We start from the raw sequence: 19724 nt of genomic DNA, 5'->3' as shown, positions 1-19724 counted from the left end.
CGCGCCTGTGTTGTCAGTTGCCTGTTGAGGCTTCGATTTTCGTTGAGTCATTAGTCTTTTCGGCCGGCTCTTTGGTTCCGCCTGCCGGTTCTTTTGTGTCCTGGGCCGTCGCGGCTGGTGCCGTCTCCGCGACCTCGATCTTCTTGGGATGGCCGGAGATCGCAAAGCGCATCCGCATCCAGGCACCGCGCTGGCCCTCGCGGAAGTCCGCGGCGTCCTTCAATTCGATGCGCCCGCCATGGTCCTCCAGCACGCGGCCGACGATCGCAAGCCCAAGGCCGGTGCCCTTGGCGCGAGTCGTCACATAGGGCTCCAAGAGCCGCGAGCGCGCGACCTTGGGCAGGCCGATACCGTTGTCGACGACGTCGATCAGGACGTCCTCGCCTTCGCGCGATACCACGACGTCAATGCGGCCGCGGCCCAGCTCCTCGGGCGGGACCTGCTCGATCGCTTCCGTGGCGTTCTTGACGATGTTGGTGACCGCCTGCGAGATCAGTCGCCGGTCGAACTGCGCGCGTAGCGGATCCTCCCTGAACTCGGTCTCGATGTCGAGCTCGGGATGCGCCACCTTCATCAGGAACACGGCCTGCCGCACGGTGTCGGCGACGTCCTCGCCCTCCATCACCGGCTTCGGCATGCGCGCGAAACGCGAGAACTCGTCGACCATGCGGCGGATGTCGTCGACCTGGCGCACGATGGTGTCGGTGCACTGGTCGAAGATTTGCTTATCCTTGTCCTCGGTGATGGTCTTGCCGAACTTGCGCCGGATGCGCTCGGCGGAGAGCTGGATCGGCGTCAGCGGGTTCTTGATCTCGTGGGCGATGCGGCGGGCCACGTCGCCCCACGCCGAGGTCCGCTGCGCCGAGACGAGCTCGGTGATGTCGTCGAGCGTGATGATGTAGCTGTCGCGCGGCTGGCTGGTCTTCTCGGCGCTGACGCGGACCGACAAATTGCGCTCCTGCCCATCGCGCGTGATGGTGATCTGGCCCTGCACCAGGCGCTGCGTCCCTTCCCGCGCCGTCTTCATCATCTCGTCGAGCTCGGGCAGCACGTCGGAGAGCGGATGGCCGAGCGTCTCGGATTCGGCGTGCCCGATCAGCTTCTCGGCCGAGCGGTTGAGGATGCCGACGCTGCCGGACGCATCGACGCCGATGATGCCGGCACTCGCCGAGGACAGCACCGCCTCGATGAAGCGGCGGCGGCTGTCGATGAGATCGCTGGCGTTAACGAGCTCGTCGCGCTGGCTGCGCAATTCCTGCGTCATCTTGTTGAAGGTCTCGCCTAGCTGCGCGAGATCGCCTTCGGATTTGTGCACGGGCACCTGGACATGCAGGTTACCGGTCGAAACCGTATGGGCCGCGTTCATCAGCCGCCGGATCGGCGCCACCAGCGAGTTGGCGAAGTTGAACCCGATCAGCACCGACGCCATCAGGATGGTGAGCGCGATCACCGCGAACATTAGCGCGAACGCGACCTGGATGCCGAGCCGGCGCGACTCGATCTGGGCGTATTCGGCGACGCTGAGCTCGGTCTGCTTGAGCTGGTCCACCACGCGCGGGTCGAGCTGGCGGGCGACATAGAGGAAGAAGGTGTCGTTGAAGGACCTCAGCCTGATCACGGCGGCGACCAGATTCTGGTCGGGCAGGACCGCGATCTCGGGCTCGTTCTCGTTGACGTTCTTCAAGAATTCAGGATTTGGCGGCGCGAAGGCGAGCGGGATGCCGCCGGTTTCCGCCGACAGGATCGGATTGGCGTCCTTGCCCATGATCATCGCGCCCGGCAGGTTTCTGGCCGCCGCCCCCGCCGTCAGGAGCTGCAGGAAGGACTGCCGATCGCGGTCGAACAGCAGCGAGGCGCGCGAGACGTCGTTGGCCATGCCGATGATGTCGCCGCGAATGAGCTGCGCGTGCTCCTGCATGTAGGCGCGCGCGATAATCAGCGAGTTCTGAATGACCTCCTTGGTCGGTCCCGAGAACAGGCGGTCGAGGCCGCGCTCGATGGTGACGTTGGCGACGACCGCAACCAGTACCGCCGGCAGCACCGCGACGATCGAGAACAGGCCGACGATCTGGACATGCAGCCGCGCCGCGGCCCTGCCCCGCCGGCGGGCCTGGATCATCTGCCAGACCTCGCGGATGATGATGCCGACCAGCAGCAGGATGGTCCCAGCGTTGATCAGCAGGAAGGATCTGACGACCTCGGGCGTGGGTTCGATGCTGGTCAGGCCGGTCAGGACGACGAAGGTCAGGAAGGCCGACAGCAGCGCCAGGCCGACCGCAAAAGGTGCCAGCCACCGGCTCAACGACCAGCGCCTGGGCTCTTCGGGTGGGGCCGTGTCAAAGGATGCGGCCGAGGTATCTGCGCTGGTCATTCCGGCAATGGCGATGCTGAAAAACGGGTCCGCGGCGGCGGATACTGATGCATTCGTACCACAATGTTGCCGAATTGCGACAATTCCGCGGCGCCTACGCCGCTGTGGACCGGTGCATCCACAGGGCTGCGGCTCGCTCGAGGGAGCGGGTATGTCGGGCCGACGGCCATCACGCGGAACGGATTGCCGGCTTCAGGGCTTGAAGGCGATGGATCGCTTCTTCCTCGCGATGATGGTTTCAGCCGTCCTGCTGCTGATCGTGGCCACGGACCTCCTGGTCAACGGCCCCGGAATGCAGGAGCCGGCCAATGTCGCCAACATCCTGCCCGCGGCACCAGCCCGGCTTGTGAGATAGGTGCGACGTCCCGCCCCGCCACCGAGCGACCAATTCACGCGAGAACGCGGAACATTTCCGTCATAGTCCGACTTCCGTTCACCGCGGGCCACCCAGTCAGCGCGATTCGGACAGGCTCAGCTCCCGCTTTGGTAGGGAGCTGAGCTACTGTTCGTCGTTGGAACTAGCCTCCGCTGCGGTAGACCTGGATATCCAGATCCCGAATCTTCTTGCGCAGCGTGTTGCGGTTGAGGCCGAGCAGGTCCGCGGCGCGGATTTGGTTGCCGCGGGTAGCGGCCAGAGCGGCCGTGAGCAGCGGCACCTCGATTTCCTTGAGAATGCGGTGATAGAGGCCCGGCGGCGGCATGCCGTTCGGAAACCCCTGGAAGTGCGAGGACAGATAGGCCTCCACGGCCCCGCCGAGATTGTCGACGCCCTGCTGGACCGCTGTGCCCGGGCTGACCGATGGCGGCGCCAGCTCGCCATCGATGACCGAGGACGTGATCACGTCCTGAGGGTAGAGCGCCGCAAGGCGCCGGGCGAGGTTCTCGAGCTCGCGCACATTGCCCGGCCAGCGGTGCTGCTTCAGCCGCTCCAGTGCCAGCGCATCCAGCTTCTTTGGCGGCAGGCCGTCCTTCTCGGCGAGCGCGAAGAAGTGACGCACGAGATCCGGCAGATCTTCGATGCGCTCGCGCAACGGCGGCAGCCGCAGCGGCACGACATTGAGGCGGAAGAACAGGTCTTCCCGGAACAGCCCCTGCTGGATCAGGACGCGCAGATCCTTGTTGGAGGCAGCGACGATGCGCACGTCTGTCTTGATCGGGGTGCGACCGCCGACCGTGGTGTACTCGCCCTGCTGGAGCACGCGCAGAAGACGCGTTTGCGCCTCCATCGGCATGTCGCCGATCTCGTCGAGGAACAGCGTGCCGCCCTCGGCCTGCTCGAAGCGGCCGGAGGCGCGGGTGTTGGCGCCGGTGAAGGCACCGCGCTCATGGCCGAACAATTCCGATTCGATGAGGTCGCGCGGGATCGCCGCCATGTTGACGGCAACGAACGGCCCGTTGCGGCGCTTGCCGTAGTCGTGCAGCGCGCGCGCCACCAGCTCCTTGCCGGTGCCAGATTCGCCCGTGATCATCACAGTCAGATCGGTCTGCATCAGGCGCGCGAGCACGCGGTAGATTTCCTGCATCGCCGGCGAGCGGCCGACCAGCGGGATCGCCTCCATCTCGGCGTCCTCGTCGGGACTGGGCGTGCGCTCCTTCGGCTCGGCGAGCGCGCGGCCGACGATGGCGATCAGCTCTTTCAGGTCGAAAGGCTTCGGCAGGTACTCGTACGCTCCGCGCTCGGAGGCGCGGATCGCCGTCATGAAGGTGTTTTGCGCGCTCATGACGATGACCGGCAGATTCGGCCGCATCTTCTTGATCCGCGGCAACAGGTCGAAGGCGTTCTCGTCCGGCATCACCACGTCGGTGATGACGAGATCGCCCTCCCCCTGGCTGACCCACCGCCACAGCGTGGCGGCATTGCCGGTCAGCCGCACTTCATAGCCGGCGCGGGAAAGTGCCTGATTGAGAACCGTGCGGATGGCGGTGTCGTCATCAGCAACGAGAATGCTACCTGCGGGCATCGTTATTCCTCATTTTGCCCCCTGTGACGCAGGCGACGACTTCCCGGCAGAGTCGGCGTGGCTGCTTTGATCGGCGTGTTTGAGAGACGTCGAGTACATCGGCATCAGCACGCGGAAGGTGGTCTTGCGCGGCTGAGACTCGCATTCGATGATGCCCCCGTGATCACCGATGATTTTCGCGACCAGCGCGAGGCCCAGACCCGAGCCGGTCTGCTTGGTGGTCACGAAGGGATCGAACAGGTTGGGCAGAAGATCGTCCGGCACGCCTGGTCCATTGTCCTTGACGCAGAATTCAAGCGGCAGCGATACCCGGGATTTTTGACCGGGCACTGACAGGCGGACGCCGGGACGGAACGCGGTGGTGAGCTGGATCTCGGCGTCGGGGACGTCGATCAGGGCTTCGGCGGCATTCTTCACCAGGTTGAGGAACACCTGGATGAGCTGGTCCTGGTTGGCCAGAACCGGCGGCAGCGAGGGATCGTAGTCCTCGATGAAGCGGATGTTGCGGGCAAAGCCGGACTGCGCCAGTCGCTTCACGTGATCGAGTACGGAATGGATGTTGACCGGGCCACGCACCACGGGCCGTTCGTCGCCGAACACCTCCATGCGGTCCACCAGCGTCACGATTCGGTCGGCCTCGTCGCAGATCAGCCGAGTCAGCATGCGGTCCTCGGACGAGGCCTGCTGCTCGAGAAGCTGCGCCGCGCCGCGGATGCCGGAGAGCGGATTCTTGATCTCATGCGCAAGCATCGCGGCCAGCGCGATCACCGAGCGCGCGGCACTGCGATGGGTGAGCTGGCGGTCCATCTTGTCGGCGATGGTACGCTCCTGGAGCATCACCACGATATGGCCGGGCCGTTCCGTCAGCGGTGCGACATGGAGGTCGACTTGACGGTCGCCGCCCATGCGCGGCGTGCCGAGGTCGACCTTGTATTCATTGACAGGCGAATTGGAGGAGCGGACCTGATCGATCAGCGCCAGCAAGGGGCTTCCGAACGGCACCAACTCCTTCAGCGACTGCCGCTTCAGGAATTGCGTCGAGATCTCGAAGAAGGCTTCAGTTGCGATGTTGGCGGCGACGATCTTGCCGTCAGGCCCGATCGTGAGCACGGGATTGGGCAAGGCATCGAGGATGGCGTCGCTCTCGGACGAAAGCGGCCGACGATGGTCAGCGGCTGAGCTCATGCGGCAGCGCTCCATGCGAAGTCGTCGAAGGCGTCCTGCAGCGACCGCTGGACAAGGCGCGGGTCCTCCGAGGTGAGGATCGTCTGGCGCCAGGCTCTCAGCTTTTCGGCCGGCGCGCGGCTCGCTTGCGCGGCCACCTCGAGGGCCCAGCCGAGATGTTTTCGTGCATGCTTCAGGCCGATGCGCAGGCCATAGAGCGCGCAGACGCCCTCATAGAGCGTGCGGACATAGTCGAGCTGCTGCTCGAGCGACGGTGCGGCCTCGGCTTCCCCGCCGTTGAGGCGGCGGCCGATCTGGCCGGGCAGCCAGGGCTGGCCTTGCGCGCCGCGTCCGATCATCACCGCATCAGCGCCGGAGGCATCGAGCGCCGCGATCGCCTTGTCGTAAGATGTAATGTCGCCATTGACGACGAGCGGGATGGAGATCGCCTCGCGCACCGCGCGAATTGCGTCCCAGTCGGCTTCGCCCTTGTAGAATTGGGCGCGGGTGCGGCCATGCACGGTCACGAGTTCCACGCCGGCAGCCTCCGCGCGCCGCGCCAGCTCCGGCGCATTGCGGGTGCGCTCGTCCCAGCCAAGTCGCATCTTCAGCGTCACCGGCACCTTCACCGCCGCGATTGTTGCCTCGATCAGGCTGACGGCGTGGTCGAGGTCGCGCATCAAGGCCGAGCCGGACTGGCCGCCGGTGACGTGACGGGCGGGACAGCCCATGTTGATGTCGATGATGTCGGCGCCGCCGGCCTCCGCGATCCGGGCGCCCTCGGCCATCCAGCGCGCCTCGCAGCCGGCAAGCTGTACGACATGAGGGCCGATCCCGGTCGCTTCGCAGCGCAAACGCGACATCGTATGGCCATTGGCGAGATCGTCGCTGGCGGTCATTTCGGACACGACAAGGCCGGCCCCAAGCTCGGCGGCCAGCCGCCGGAACGGCGAGTCGGTCACTCCCGACATCGGCGCCAGGAAAACCGGGGTGGCGACGTCAATATCGCCTATCTTCAACGGCTTAGCGCCGAATGCTTCCGAGCCGGTCACGAAGGTCTCGTTCACAAGACAGGGGCCTCATCGCACCTGTCATGATCTATCTTGCGCACAATTCTTGTGCAGTCAAGCGTCATGCCTACAGTTTAGACAGTTCTTCCAATCTTTCAAGTGCAGTGCAGCAAAATGCGATTTCCCACAACGCAGGGAAACCTCTTTTTTTGCGGCCCTGCCGTGCTAGAGGCATGCCGGCAATCACCCCACTCCCCGACTCTTCACCAGCAATTGAGTAATCGAGCCCTATGGCGAAATCAGAGCGCACTGGAGTCGTTCTCGTCGCAGCCGGTCGCGGACTGCGCGCAGGCGCCGGCGGGCCGAAGCAATACCGCACGATCGGCGGCCAGCCCGTGATCTTTCGAGCCATGGAAGCCTTCAGCCGCCATGCGGATGTGTTCGCGGTGCAGCCGGTGGTCAATCCCGACGACAGCGCGATGTTCACGGCCGCAGTCGCAGGGCTGCGGCACGAGCCGCCGACCAATGGCGGCGCGACCAGGCAGGCTTCCGTGCTCGCCGGTCTTGAGGCACTCGCCAGACACAAGCCGGATATCGTCCTTATCCACGACGCGGCGCGGCCCTTCGTCTCGCAGGCGCTGATCTCCCGTGCAATCGACGCGGCAAGCCGCACCGGTGCGGCGATCCCGGCAATTCCCGTCACCGATACCATCAAGCTCACCGGCGAGGCCGGCGACGTCGAAGGCACGCCGGACCGTACGCGCCTGAGAATCGCCCAGACGCCTCAATCCTTTCGTTTCGACGTCATCCTCGAGGCGCATCGTCGCGCGGCAAGAGAAGGACGCAGCGATTTCACCGACGATGCGGCGATTGCCGAATGGGCGGGATTGACGGTTGCAACCTTTGAAGGCGATGTTGCCAATATGAAGCTCACCACTCCCGAAGACTTCGTGCGCGAGGAAGCGCGCCTGGCCGCCCAGCTCGGCGATATCAGGACGGGCACGGGCTATGACGTGCATGCCTTTGGCGAAGGCGACCACGTCATGATCTGCGGCGTCCGTGTGCCGCACACCAGGGGGTTTCTGGCCCATTCCGACGGCGATGTCGGCCTGCATGCGCTGGTCGACGCGATCCTCGGAGCACTGGCCGACGGCGACATCGGCTCGCACTTCCCGCCGAGCGATCCGAAGTGGAAGGGCGCCTCCTCCGACCAGTTCCTGAAATACGCCATCGACCGCGTCTCGCAGCGCGGCGGCCGCGTCGCCAATCTCGAGGTGACGCTGATCTGCGAACGGCCGAAGATCGGCCCGTTGCGCGACACCATGCGGGCGCGCATCGCCGAGATCTCGGGCGTCGACATCTCCCGCATTGCCGTGAAAGCGACGACCAGCGAGCGGCTCGGCTTCACCGGCCGCGAGGAAGGCATCGCGGCGACCGCGAGCGCCACCATCCGCCTGCCCTGGAGCATCTAGGCCATGGGCGGCAGCGACGCACGCGCCCTCTCCCGCTCGCTGCTCGATCTGTGCCGGATGCGCAAGCTGACGATCGCGACCGCGGAATCCTGTACCGGCGGCCTCGTCGCCGGCGCCCTAACCGACATCCCCGGCTCTTCCGATGTGATCGACCGCGGCTTCGTTACCTATTCCAACGACGCCAAGCGCGCGATGCTCGGCGTCGAGGCGGGCACGCTGGCGAATTTCGGCGCGGTCAGCAAGGAGACCGCGACTGCGATGGCAGTCGGTGCGCTGGAGCGCGCTGGCGTCGATCTCGCGGTCGCCATCACCGGGATTGCCGGCCCCGGCGGCGCCACGCCCGGGAAGCCGGTCGGGCTCGTGCATTTCGCTGCCGCCGCGCGGGACGGCCGGATCATTCATCGCGAGCACCGCTTCGGCGCCATCGGCCGCAGCGCCGTGCGGCTGCGCTCGGTGGTCGAGGCACTGCGTATGCTGATGGATCTCGCGCGCGGCCCGCAGGCCCAGGTCAAGCCGCGCCGCGAAGCCGTAAGCCGGCTGCGCCCGCGCGTCGCCCGCTCGCCACGGCGGCATGCGGTGAAGCGCCGGCGACCGCCGCGCGGGTAAGGCACGGCTCACGCAGCCGCCAGCAGCGTGCTCGCGTGATCGAGCACGCGCTGCTTGACGGCATCGGTATCGGACGGGTTCACCGTCGCGCTGACGGTCAACTCCACGACGGGTGCGGTGGAGTTTGCGACATCGATCACCTTGGACACATGGACTGCCGGATTGACCCGCGTGTCGATGCGCGGATCTTCGCGCAACGCCTTCAGGATCTGGCCGGCCAATGTATTGGCCGTCCCGGCCCTGACCGGGAAGGTCACCTTGATCTCGCCTGTGCCGGGATAGGCGCTGTGGTTTATGATGGCTGCGCCCCAGACCTGTCCGTTCGGCAGCAGGATCTGCGTGTTGTCTGGCGCGACCAGCTCGGTCATGAACAGCGACAGCGATCTCACCTTCCCCGCCTTGCCGGCGACCTCGACGTCATCGCCGATGCGAAAGGGACGAAACAGCAGCAGCATCACGCCGGCGGCGAGATTGGAGAGTGTGCCCTGCAAGGCGAGGCCAATGGCGAGTGATGTCGCGCCCAGCACGGCGACGAGACTCGCGGTCTGGATGCCGAAGAGCTGAAGCACGGCAATGCCGACCACCGCGAGCACGCCGTAGCGCGCGACGCTGGCCACGAACAACGTCACCAGCGGATCGACCCGGTGCGTGACGCTCAGCATCCGGGTGAGGAAGCGTTGCAATGCGCCGGACAGATACCAGCCGATCGCAAGCAGCAGGATCGCATAAAGCACGTTCAGCCCGTACAGGACGAGCGACGCCTTCAACGTGTCGAAATTGATGGTCATGGCGGCTCCATCCGGAACAATCGGTTGAGAACTCGCAACGCCCTGAAATGATCCCCCCGGCAGCCTGCCAAAGCATCGAACGAAGAGACGCCGGACATCTATTCCGCGAGAAGCAGTATCGGGCTCGGAACGCAACCGGCTCGGATTCCACGCTCCCACAGCGGCGGCGATCATTGTCCCGTCTGTTTGATCCGATGCAGGACGGGAAGCTTTTGCTCGATCGCCTTCGCAAGCACCGTGCCCGTGGTGCGGCCAAGCTCCTTGGCGATGATCGCGACCGGTTTAGTGCCTGCGAGTGTCCTGAGCTTGCTCAGATCTTCCGCACTCCAGGACTGCTTCCAACGTCCCATGTCCCCTTGGTCCTGCCCATACATTCCCCCATCCACCGATTCGTATTTTAGTTGAACAGTCCATGAAATGCAGCTTCACCGGTGTGCCGCTCGCGGCAAGGGGTGTTCCGTCAGGACGCCGCGCTTTGGCACAAACTGCACTTGTCGCCGCCCATGGCGCACAGTTTGAATGTGGGGTTGCGCGCGGGAGGCGCCTTGGAAGCCACAATGTGTGCGGGAACGCGAACGCGCGTCTGCATCAACCTCGTAACCGCCGCTGTCGTCAACAAGACGAATTGACGTGGAGTTGTCTCGGTTAGGACGGTGCGAGCTTGGGCCGACCGTAGATCGCATCGGCCCGTTTTTCGAACGCGGCGGAAAAGCGCGCGAACGCGGTATCGAACATCGAGCCCATCAGCATCGCGAGCATGCGGCTCTTGAACTGATAGGACAGGAAAAAGCCGACGTCGCAGACGCCATCACCCTTCGGCTCGAACGTCCAGCGATTTTCGAGATTGCTGAACGGCCCTCGCAGATATTCGACGAGGATTTTCAGGTTGGCGCGGTCGAGCGTCACGCGGCTGGTGAAGGATTCCTTGACCAGCTTGAACGACACCGTCATGTCGGCGACCAGCACCTCCGTCCCGTCGGGCTTGGCCATCCGCTGGCGCACCTTCAGCGCGCTGCACAGCGGCACGAATTCCGGATAGCGCTCGACATCGGCGACCAGATCAAACATCTCGGACGCACTGTGGTTGACGCGGTGCTTGCTCGACACTCGATGCATTGAACGTCAGCGGGCTGTTGCGGCCCGGGCTGCCTTCAGTCTTGCAAAATCCTCGCCGGCATGATGCGACGAACGGGTGAGCGGGCTCGCCGACACCATCAAGAAGCCCTTGGTGTAGGCGACCTTTTCGTAGGACGAAAACTCGTCCGGCGGCACGTAGCGCATCACCGCGTGATGCTTCCGGGTCGGCTGCAGATACTGGCCGATGGTCAGGAAGTCGACGTCCGCGGAGCGCAGATCGTCCATCACCTGCTGCACCTCGTGACGCTCCTCGCCGAGGCCCACCATGATGCCGGATTTGGTGAAGATCGCCGGATCGATCTCCTTGACCCGCTGCAACAGCCGGATCGAATGGAAGTAGCGCGCGCCGGGCCGCACCGTGAGGTAGCGCGACGGCACGGTCTCGAGATTGTGGTTGAAGACATCGGGCTTGGCCGCCACGACAACCTCGAGCGCCCCCTCCTTGCGCAGGAAGTCGGGCGTCAGGATCTCGATCGTGGTCGACGGACAGGCGGCGCGGATGGCGCGGATGGTCTGGGCAAAATGCTCGGCGCCGCCATCGACAAGATCGTCGCGGTCGACAGAGGTGATGACGACGTGGGCGAGGCCCAGCTTGGCCACTGCCTCGGCGACGTTCTGCGGCTCGGCTCCATCCAGCGCGTTGGGCAGGCCGGTCTTGACGTTGCAGAAGGCGCAGGCGCGGGTGCAGGTATCACCCATGATCATGAAGGTCGCGTGCTTTTTGTCCCAGCACTCGCCGATGTTCGGGCAACCCGCCTCCTCGCACACCGTGTGCAGGCCATTCGCCCGCACGATGTTGCGGGTGTCGGCATAGCCGCGGGTGTTGGGCGCGCGCACGCGAATCCAGTCCGGCTTCGGCGGCGAAGCGGAATCGGGCCGGTTCACCTTTTCAGGATGGCGCGGGCGCAGCGGGTTCGAGATGGTATCGACGATAACGACCATGGGATGTCCGGTCTGTTCAGGTCCTACCTAGTCGGTATCGCATGGCATCGCAACCCGGCTCGCCCTGCTTCAGGGAACATGGCAGATATGGGGAATATCCTGCTCTGTTCTCAAGCGATTCTCACCTCGAATGGCTCCAAGAAGACTACCAAGATCGAACGCATCCACGCCCCGCCTCGGCAAGCCGCTGAAGCGTGGCTTCTTCGGCCGCAGCGTCCATGAGGTCGCTCCCGACCTGATCGGCGCGACCCTGCTGGTCGGGGGCGTCGGCGGGACAATCGTCGAGGTAGAGGCCTATCATCATACCGACCCGGCGGCGCACTCCTATCGCGGGCCAACGCCGCGGAACAGGGTGATGTTCGGCCCGCCGGGCTTTGCCTATGTCTACCGCTCCTACGGCATCCATTGGTGCGTGAATTTCGTCTGCGAGGAGGAAGGCTCGGCCAGCGCGGTCCTGATCCGCGCACTAGAGCCGACACACGGGATCGCCGCGATGCGCCGCCGCCGCCATCTCGACGACGTGCACGCGCTGTGCTCGGGCCCGGGCAAACTGACGGAAGCGCTCGGCGTCACCATCGACCACAACGCCCTGCCGCTGGACCGGCCGCCGATCGCGCTGCATGCGCGGACCGAGGACGTCGAGGTCGCGGCCGGCATTCGCATCGGCATCACCAAGGCGGTCGAACTGCCCTGGCGTTACGGCGTCAAGGGGTCGAAGTTTCTGAGCAAGCCGTTTCCGAAGTAAACCGTCATTCCGGGGCGATGCACAGTATGGACCCCGGAATGACGGAAGCCTCACGATACCTGCTTCAAACGCTCCAGCGCCTCGAGCAGTTTCGCCTTGCGCGCGATCGCTGTCTCGAGCTTTTCGCGCTCCTCCTCGACGACCTCTTCCGCCGCGTTGGCGACGAATTTCTCGTTCGCCAGCTTGGACTCGGCGCGCCTGATGTCGGCGTCCGCTTTCGCGATCTCCTTGTCGAGACGCGCGCGCTCTGCGGCGAGATCCACCACGCCCTTCAGCGGCAGGGCTGCGACTTCGCCGCGCACCAGGATCTGGACGGCGCCGTCGGGCGCACGATCGGCGAAGGAGATGTCCGACAGCCGCGCCATACGCTTGATCACGTCGGTCCAGCGCGGCGCGCGCTCTTTCGTCCCGGCGGATGCACCGGCGAGCAGCAGTGCCGTCAGCGTCGCCGGCGGGATGTTCATCTCGGCGCGCACCGAGCGGATCTGCGTGACGAGGTCGATCACCCAGCCGATCTCGGCCTCGGCCGCAGGATCGGTGAAGTCAGCATGATCGAAGATCGGCATAATGAGAGCCGGCGAGATGAGCGGATCGGTCGGCCCGGCGGCCGCCGCGAGCATTGCAAGCTGCTCCGGGGTCGGTTCGGCCGGTTTCAGCGGCCACGGCGCGAGCGCCAGCAAGACCTCGCGCTTGGCGGTCACCTCCCACAGCTCCTCGGTGATGAAGGGCATGAAGGGGTGCAGCAGCTTCAGGATCTCGTCGCGCGCCCAAGCGACCATGGCGCGGGTCTCGGCCTTGGCGGGGCCATCCGGGCCAAGCAGCACGGGCTTTGCAAGCTCGACATACCAGTCGCAATAGACGTTCCAGACAAAGCGGTAGATCGCGCCGGCGGCATCGTTGAAGCGATAAGCCTCGATCGCTTCGGTCACTTCGCGCGTGGTGTGCGCGGTCTCATGCGCGATCCAGCGGTTCAGCGTTTCCTTCGCTTTCGCCGGCTCGAAGCCATCGGGCACGGTGCAGTGATTCATCTCGGCGAAACGGCAGGCGTTCCAGAGCTTCGTCGCGAAATTGCGGTAGCCCTCGACGCGGCTGGTCGCGAGCTTGATGTCGCGGCCCTGCGCTGCCATCGCGGCCAGCGTGAAGCGGAGCGCATCCGCGCCGTACTCATCGATCAGGTGCAGGGGATCGATAACGTTGCCCTTAGACTTCGACATCTTCGCGCCCCTCTCGTCGCGGACGAGAGCGTGGATGTAGACCGTCGAGAACGGCACCTCCTTCATGAAGTGCAGGCCCATCATCATCATGCGAGCGACCCAGAAGAAGATGATGTCGAAACCGGTCACCAGCGCGTTGGTCGGGTAGTAGCGCTTCACCTCAGGCGCATCTTCGGGCCAGCCGAGCGTCGAGAACGGCCACAGCGCCGAGGAGAACCAAGTGTCGAGCACGTCCTCGTCGCGGGTGATGAAGCCCTCGCGCTTGTTGCGGTCGAGCGCCATCTCGCGGCCCTGCTCGGCCGTAATCACCTCCTGCTCGACGTAATAGCCGAGTGCGTGGCTGACGGCCTCCTCCTCGGTCTCGGCGACGAAGACCTTGCCGTCTGGCCCGTACCAGGCCGGGATCTGGTGACCCCACCAGAGCTGGCGCGAGATGCACCAGGGCTGGATGTTCTCCATCCATTCGAAATAGGTCTTTTCCCAGTTCTTCGGCACAAACGTCGTTTTGCCCGAACGCACCGCCGCGATCGCGGGGCTCGCGAGCGTCTTCGCATCGACGTACCACTGGTCGGTCAGATAGGGCTCGATCACGGTGCCGGAGCGATCGCCATGCGGGACCATGTGGGTGTGCGGCTCGATGCGCTCGATGAACCCGAACGTCTCCAGCCGCTCGACGATGCGCTTGCGCGCGGCGAAGCGTTCGACCTTGTGAAACTCCTCGGCGAACTGTGATGCGCCTTCGGGCAGGTCGCGCAGATAGTCCTCGTTGCCGAGAAGATCGAGGCAGCCTTCCTTGTCGAGCACGCTGATCTGGCGCAGCCCATGGCGCCTGCCGACCTCGAAGTCGTTGAAGTCATGCGCCGGCGTCACCTTCACCGCGCCGGAGCCCTTTTCCGGATCGGAATACTCGTCGGCGACGATTTGAACCTTGCGACCGACCAGCGGCAGGATGACGTGCTTGCCGACCAGCTTCCGGTAGCGCTCGTCCTCGGGATGCACTGCGACGCCGGTATCGCCGAGCATGGTTTCAGGACGCGTGGTGGCGACGACGATGAAGCTCGAGGGATCGTCCGGGCTGAATGTCTTGCTTTCAATCGGATAGCGCAGATACCAAAGGCTGCCCTTGACCTCGACCTGCTGCACTTCGAGATCGGAGATCGCGGTGAGCAGCTTGGTGTCCCAGTTCACCAGCCGCTTGTCCTTGTAGATCAGGCCATCGCGGTGCAGCTCGACGAACACCTTGACGACGGCTTTCGACAGGCCCTCGTCCATGGTGAAGCGCTCGCGCGACCAGTCGCAGGAGGCGCCGAGCCGCTTGAGCTGATTGATGATGGTGTCGCCGCTCTCGGCCTTCCACTCCCAGACCCGCTCCAGGAATTTCTCGCGGCCCATCTCGCGGCGGCCGGGCTCCTGGCGCTCCATCAACTGCCGCTCGACCACCATCTGGGTCGCGATGCCGGCATGATCGGTCCCAGGCTGCCAGAGCACGTCACGTCCGCGCATTCGCTCGAAACGGCACAGGATGTCCTGGAGCGTGTTGTTGAGTGCGTGGCCCATGTGCAGCGATCCCGTCACGTTCGGTGGGGGGATCACGATGGTGAAGGGCGCCGCATTGCGACGGTCGGGGCGGCCGGCCTTGAACGCAAGGCTGTCCTCCCAGACGACGGACATGCGGGTTTCGATATCGGCGGGCTGGTAGTTTTTCTCGATCATGGGGCTGCTAGAAAGCCGCGCGCGGGGTTCAAGTCAACGGAAAGCTCAGCGACAAAAGAGCTTTCCGGCCCGCCAGACAGACCAGATAGGACACGAAAGCAGGGCTTTATCGGGGCCGGGCGGCTCGGTCTCACCGGCCGCCGCGCGAGACCCTCTCGATTTCCGCCTTCACGATGCGTTCAACGAGGCCCGGCAGATTGTCGTCGAGCCAGGACTTCAGCATCGGCCGCAGCATTTCCTTGACCAGATCCTCCAGCGTCCGCGCATTGCTGCTAAGCACCGTGTGAGCCAAGGAATTGAAGGCTGATTCGACTGCGGAAACCGTCGATTGCGCCAGGATCGGCTGCTGTGGCGGTAGCGGCGGGGCGTCGAAATCCACGGGTGCATATGACGGCGGCGGCGCGGACTGACTGGGTGGCACCGCTTCGGCGAACTCGAGGTCGTCGCGCGGCTCGACCTTGCGGAAGCTCGGCGGCGCAGGCGGCGTCGGCTCGACGGCCATCTCGTCGGTTAGTTCGAGCACATCGGCTTCAGGCTCGGGCTCCGGTTCCCGCACCTCGGGTGCAGGTGTCGCCTCGTCCAACCCGGCCAGGAGAGCGTCGATGTCGTCTTGGCTGTTGGATGCCGCGGGCGCAGGCGCGGGAGTTGGTGCCGGTTTGGCGGCCGGCGGCGGCGCGGCTTTTTCGACCGCGGGCTTTGCGGACGCGATCTTGGTGGGGGGAATGTCGTTCACGACCTGCGGCTTTGCCGCAGGTGCGGCGGGCGCAGCAGCTTTCTCCGGTTTGGCAGCTTCCGTCGGCGGCGGCTTGGCCTCGTCGTCGGCAATGATGCGCCGGATCGAGGCCAGAATCTCCTCCATCGAGGGTTCTGAGACCTTTGCAGGCTGCGTCATCTCCGACTCCACATCATCAACGCCCTCGCATGCGTTGTTTTACACCAAGCACGACAGGATTGGCCGGTTCCGCGAAAAGCAGTCCGACATTTTCGTCGTGACGGCCTGACTTGTCCCCAGTTCACGGCTCAACGTGCGGCGGTGCGCCCCTGCCCCCGGCACCAAAGCTTTACGCAAACGACATCGCATGCAGGGCGAATCGCTCCGCAGCTTCCTTCAAAGGCTATGTCAGGGATTTTGATGATTGCAAGCAAACCGCCGATTGGCCTCGCCCTTTTGCGAGGCCAATCTCATTGCGGCAATCAGCGTCCGTCGGGCGTGCGCACGCCGGCCCAGCTATCGCGGACCTGATGGTAGTGCACGCTGGGATCGTAGGTCGTGGTGGCGAGACCGAGCACCTGCGGCGACAGGCGGCCGACCGAGCTCAGCACGGAGTAGGACGCAACCACGCGATCATGCTGCGCGGTGACCAGCGCGACGCGGGCATTGACGAGCGCCTGCTGCGCGTTGAGCACGTCGAGCGTGGTGCGCTGTCCGGCCTTGGCTTCCTCGCGCACACCGTTCAGCGCGATCTCGGAGGCCGTGACCTGCGCTTGCGCCGAGGCGACCTGCGCCTTGCCGGCCTGCAACTGTCCCCACGACTGCACGACGTTGGCGCGGGTCTGGTCGCGGGTCGTTTCGAGATTGAGACGCTGCTGCGCCAGGTTTTCCTTGGATTGACGGATCAGCGCATATTCAGCACCGCCCTGATAGATGGGTGCGGAAACCTGCGCGACCGCCGAGGCACCGAACGAGCGGAAGATCGTCAAGGTCTGCTCGTATGACTGCGTCGCCGCGACCTGGAAATTGATCGTCGGCAGCAGCGCGCCTTCGTTGATCTTCACCTGGAGATAATTGACGTCGATGCCGTACATGGCGGCGGTGACGTTGGGGTTCTCGACCAGGCTGAGACTCACAGAGGAAGCCAGCGTTGCCGGCAGGAAGCGATCGACCGGCGAGCCTGGCGCGAGGTTTTCCGGCTCGTTGCCGATGATGCGGCGGAAGTTGGCGCGGGTCGTGACCAGGTTCGATTCGGCCTGCAGCGCCTGCGTCTTGCCGGCGGCGAGCTGGGCCTCGGATTGCGCGACGTCGGTGCGGGTCACCTCACCGACGTTGAAGCGGTCGCGCGTCTGCTTGAGCGTCTGCTCGAGCACGCGCACGTTGCTGCGCTGGACTTCCAGCGTCGCCGAATCGCGCAGGTAGTCCATGTAAGTGGTCGCGGCCGAGAGTAGAACGCTCTGCTCCATCACACGCAGCGCCTCGCGCGCGCCCGAGACCTGGCTCTCGGCGGCACGCGTCCTGTTGGCGGTCTGGTTGCCGTTGAACAGGTTCTGCGTCACCGTCACGCCGGCGCTGCGCGGCGCATTCACGCCGTGGTTTTCGGTCCTCACGAGCGTCGTCGGTGAGCCCCCGGAGGTAATATTCGTATCCGTGTATTGAACGCCGACGCTTGCGGTCAGTGCGACCTTGGGGCGATAGCCCGATAGCGCCTGCGGCACGTTTTCGTCGGTCGAGCGCACCTGGGCACGCTGTGCGTTGAGCTGCGGGTTGTTCTGATAGGCGCGAACCAGCGCAGCCTCGATCGTGTCCGCCAAGGCAGGCGTCGGCCCGGCAAGCGCCGTCAGCAGGACCGAAACCGCAGCTCCGGTGAAGAGCTTCACCCCATGCATCCCTTAAATTCCGTTTCATCTCACGCCAGGTTCGTGCCCGCGAACCTGGTTACCGTATCCGAGTGGAGTCGTTGCCCCTGGGCAACATAGGACGCGGTTAAGCGCAACGGAACTACCTCGAGGCAGTTCTCAGCCGAAACTCTTCACGTGCAGCTTCCCGGCCACACTTCTGATTCAGAACGGTATTTTAACGGGTTATCGGCGGTCAGAAGACGAAGGCGGCGGCCCGTTCCAGCCCGGGAAGGACCGGGGCGGAGGCATCGAACAGCGTCCGATGACCGAAATCGCCGTGAGAATGGGTCACGATCATGGCCCGAGGCGGCTTCGATTCGGCGGAGACCCCGACCAAGCGCCCGCCGTCCTTGAGCTGGGCAAGTAACCCTTCCGGCGTCACCTCGGTGGCACCGTTGAGGATGATCACGTCATAGGGGGCTGCCGTCGCGTCCCCCTCGGTGCAGGCCGCAGCCTCGCAGGTGACATTGGCGAGCCCGAGCTTGGCAATGATGTCCTTGGCCTTCGCAGCAAGTGCCGAATCGCATTCCGTCGCAGTGACCTGTCGTGCAAACTTCGCGATCAGCGCGGCCAGATATCCGCTCGCACAGCCGACGACGAGCACGTTGTCGCCCTCCCCAATCTGGGCGGCCTGAAGCAGCTTGCCGGTCAGTGCCGGCTTGATCAGGAACCGCTTGGCGGCCCCCTCGCTCACATCGAGATCGAGGTCGAGATAGGCCAAGGCCTGCCGGCCGGCCGGCACGAAGACCTCTCGGGGAACCGTGAGCATGGCATCGAGAATGCGGCGATCGGTGACGTCATTGGTGCGCACCTGGCCATCGACCATTTTTTGGCGCGCGGTCGAAAAACCGGACATTTGGGACCCTGAAATGCGGATGATGCCGCGGACGAAAGTTGGCGGCATCTTTGGAACAAGCTCCGCGAAAACGCAACACGGGCGTTGGCCCGGAACAGCCGCGGTGGCATCCCGGTGCCCGTCACCGCGAAACGATCCAAGCAGGTCTATTCGATTGCGACCGCGAGCCGGGCAATCAGCGCCGCAACCTCGTCGAGCCGCACCGAATCGGGCGCGTTGACGGCACGCGCTAGCCGCGCCAGGCATTCATCGTCACTGAGCTCCGGAACGTCCGCCGGCAGAATCGAGGGGGCCACACGGGTATGGTCGACCTGGGCGTCTGGCATAGGAATCAGCTCCACAAGGGTCAGGCCTCTGGAACCTCGGTTTGAATTGGGCCGATTTGGCGTCCTCGCCATGGCACGACGATGCGACGTCACACACAAGGGCTTGAAACGAGTTTACGTCGGATGCGCACCAGCGCACGCTTGCGGGCCTACTACAGCGAGATCGCGTAGCGGATCCGAAGGTAACCGTAATCCATTGAGATTGTGCGGAAAATTGGCTCCCCGGGCTGGATTCGAACCAGCGACCATCCGATTAACAGTCGGATGCTCTACCGCTGAGCTACCGAGGAAAAGGGCGAACCGGCGTTCGCGCGCGGCTGCGTATAACAAAGCCGCTTGCGCTTGCAAAGGACGAATTCGTCATCTTCCGCAAGCGCGTCGAGGAAAGCCCTGAAGGAGCCTTCAGCCCCCTCCTCCCGGCCATCGGGCGAACTACCGCCTGTTCTTATCGATCGGCAATCACCGCAGCAATGAGCGGGCATTCATAAATCTGCGGCGTTTGTCTTCCCGGCGAGTGCGCTTCAAAACGTGGACGTACAGGTCCGCGTCCTCACGGCCCACTTCGCACCAGCCTTTCCCTCGTGCCGAATCCTGACGAACCGCGCCGCAATTTCGTGCGACCGCTGAGCGATATGATTTCGATCCTTGACAAATATGCGTCAGCATTCCGTCCCTCAACAGCATATCCGCAGCATATCCACAGCCACGGTCCGGCAGATTTGTGCAGGCATCGCAAACTACTTGCTGCGCACAAACCCACAGGCCGCGCTCAGCCGCCCCGCATTGGCTGGGCGTCGCATGAAGAG

The 19724-nt window shown here is 64.6% G+C and carries 17 protein-coding genes and 1 tRNA gene; 4 read left to right on the top strand and 14 right to left on the bottom strand.

The annotated features are described in order from the left end of the window. Window positions 1–13: 13 nt before the first annotated feature. Window positions 14–2371 (bottom strand): sensor histidine kinase, encoded by a 2358-nt coding sequence (locus tag MTR72_RS32705; protein ID WP_280963948.1) that lies wholly within the window; start codon window positions 2369–2371, stop codon window positions 14–16. Between the two features lie 151 nt (window positions 2372–2522). Between MTR72_RS32705 and MTR72_RS32700 the strand changes: the two genes are divergently transcribed. Then, complete coding sequence (locus tag MTR72_RS32700) at window positions 2523–2726, top strand: hypothetical protein (RefSeq protein ID WP_341511850.1); 204 nt, start codon at window positions 2523–2525, stop codon at window positions 2724–2726. 163 nt (window positions 2727–2889) lie between these two features. Here MTR72_RS32700 and ntrC read toward each other — a convergent pair whose 3' ends face one another. Genes ntrC through dusB form a run of 3 tightly spaced genes read right to left on the bottom strand, consistent with a single transcriptional unit; the run spans window position 2890 to window position 6515 of the window. Next, window positions 2890–4332: a nitrogen regulation protein NR(I) gene (ntrC, locus tag MTR72_RS32695; protein ID WP_280963950.1), complete on the bottom strand. Its 1443-nt coding sequence runs from the start codon at window positions 4330–4332 to the stop codon at window positions 2890–2892. Window positions 4333–4341: 9 nt separating this feature from the next. Continuing rightward, window positions 4342–5517, bottom strand: a complete 1176-nt coding sequence (locus MTR72_RS32690) for a two-component system sensor histidine kinase NtrB (RefSeq protein ID WP_280963951.1) — start codon at window positions 5515–5517, stop codon at window positions 4342–4344. After that, window positions 5514–6515: a tRNA dihydrouridine synthase DusB gene (gene dusB, locus MTR72_RS32685; RefSeq protein ID WP_280970984.1), complete on the bottom strand. Its 1002-nt coding sequence runs from the start codon at window positions 6513–6515 to the stop codon at window positions 5514–5516. Before dusB ends, MTR72_RS32690 begins: the two co-directional genes overlap by 4 nt. Before the next feature lie 281 nt (window positions 6516–6796). Here dusB and MTR72_RS32680 point away from each other — a divergent pair, with 281 nt between their 5' ends. Together MTR72_RS32680 and MTR72_RS32675 are read left to right on the top strand one after the other, a co-directional pair. Beyond that, on the top strand, window positions 6797–7978 hold the full coding sequence (locus tag MTR72_RS32680) for a bifunctional 2-C-methyl-D-erythritol 4-phosphate cytidylyltransferase/2-C-methyl-D-erythritol 2,4-cyclodiphosphate synthase (RefSeq protein WP_280963952.1): 1182 nt from the start codon (window positions 6797–6799) through the stop codon (window positions 7976–7978). 3 nt (window positions 7979–7981) lie between these two features. Then, entirely contained in the window at window positions 7982–8584 is a 603-nt protein-coding gene (locus MTR72_RS32675) for a CinA family protein (protein ID WP_280963953.1), read from the top strand. 8 nt (window positions 8585–8592) lie between these two features. On the opposite strand, the gene MTR72_RS32670 is transcribed toward MTR72_RS32675, so the two are convergent. The 4 genes from MTR72_RS32670 to lipA form a co-directional block, all read right to left on the bottom strand. Beyond that, window positions 8593–9372 carry a mechanosensitive ion channel family protein gene (locus tag MTR72_RS32670; protein WP_280963955.1) on the bottom strand — a complete coding sequence of 260 codons (780 nt, stop codon included), beginning with the start codon at window positions 9370–9372 and terminating at the stop codon, window positions 8593–8595. Between the two features lie 170 nt (window positions 9373–9542). Then, the gene (locus MTR72_RS32665) at window positions 9543–9722 is read right to left on the bottom strand and encodes a hypothetical protein (protein WP_280963956.1); all 180 of its coding nucleotides are present in this window, start codon (window positions 9720–9722) and stop codon (window positions 9543–9545) included. A gap of 295 nt (window positions 9723–10017) precedes the next feature. After that, a complete protein-coding gene (locus tag MTR72_RS32660) occupies window positions 10018–10488 on the bottom strand; it encodes a type II toxin-antitoxin system RatA family toxin (RefSeq protein ID WP_280963957.1) in 471 nt (156 codons plus the stop codon). A gap of 6 nt (window positions 10489–10494) precedes the next feature. Continuing rightward, window positions 10495–11451, bottom strand: coding sequence for a lipoyl synthase (gene lipA, locus MTR72_RS32655; protein WP_341511849.1), 957 nt, complete (start codon window positions 11449–11451; stop codon window positions 10495–10497). Window positions 11452–11581: 130 nt separating this feature from the next. Here lipA and MTR72_RS32650 point away from each other — a divergent pair, with 130 nt between their 5' ends. Further along, window positions 11582–12196: a DNA-3-methyladenine glycosylase gene (locus MTR72_RS32650; protein ID WP_280963959.1), complete on the top strand. Its 615-nt coding sequence runs from the start codon at window positions 11582–11584 to the stop codon at window positions 12194–12196. A 50-nt stretch (window positions 12197–12246) separates the two neighbouring features. Here MTR72_RS32650 and MTR72_RS32645 read toward each other — a convergent pair whose 3' ends face one another. The 6 genes from MTR72_RS32645 to MTR72_RS32620 all read right to left on the bottom strand — a co-directional run bounded on the left by MTR72_RS32645 (window position 12247) and on the right by MTR72_RS32620 (window position 19208). Then, complete coding sequence (locus MTR72_RS32645; protein WP_341511848.1) at window positions 12247–15123, bottom strand: valine--tRNA ligase; 2877 nt, start codon at window positions 15121–15123, stop codon at window positions 12247–12249. A gap of 130 nt (window positions 15124–15253) precedes the next feature. Continuing rightward, entirely contained in the window at window positions 15254–16015 is a 762-nt protein-coding gene (locus MTR72_RS32640) for a PopZ family protein (protein WP_280963961.1), read from the bottom strand. 302 nt (window positions 16016–16317) lie between these two features. Then, complete coding sequence (locus MTR72_RS32635; RefSeq protein WP_280963962.1) at window positions 16318–17724, bottom strand: TolC family outer membrane protein; 1407 nt, start codon at window positions 17722–17724, stop codon at window positions 16318–16320. Window positions 17725–17929: 205 nt separating this feature from the next. After that, window positions 17930–18592, bottom strand: a complete 663-nt coding sequence (locus tag MTR72_RS32630) for a protein-L-isoaspartate O-methyltransferase family protein (RefSeq protein WP_280963963.1) — start codon at window positions 18590–18592, stop codon at window positions 17930–17932. A 146-nt stretch (window positions 18593–18738) separates the two neighbouring features. Then, entirely contained in the window at window positions 18739–18918 is a 180-nt protein-coding gene (locus MTR72_RS32625; RefSeq protein ID WP_280963964.1) for a hypothetical protein, read from the bottom strand. Window positions 18919–19133: 215 nt separating this feature from the next. Continuing rightward, window positions 19134–19208: transfer RNA gene (locus MTR72_RS32620), tRNA-Asn, on the bottom strand. Window positions 19209–19724 lie beyond the last annotated feature (516 nt).

It is taken from the genome of Bradyrhizobium sp. ISRA442 (genome assembly GCF_038085055.1).
Classification (GTDB): domain Bacteria; phylum Pseudomonadota; class Alphaproteobacteria; order Rhizobiales; family Xanthobacteraceae; genus Bradyrhizobium.
The sequence above is the reverse complement of the archived record's forward strand: the minus strand, read 5'-3'. Positions and strand labels throughout refer to the sequence as shown.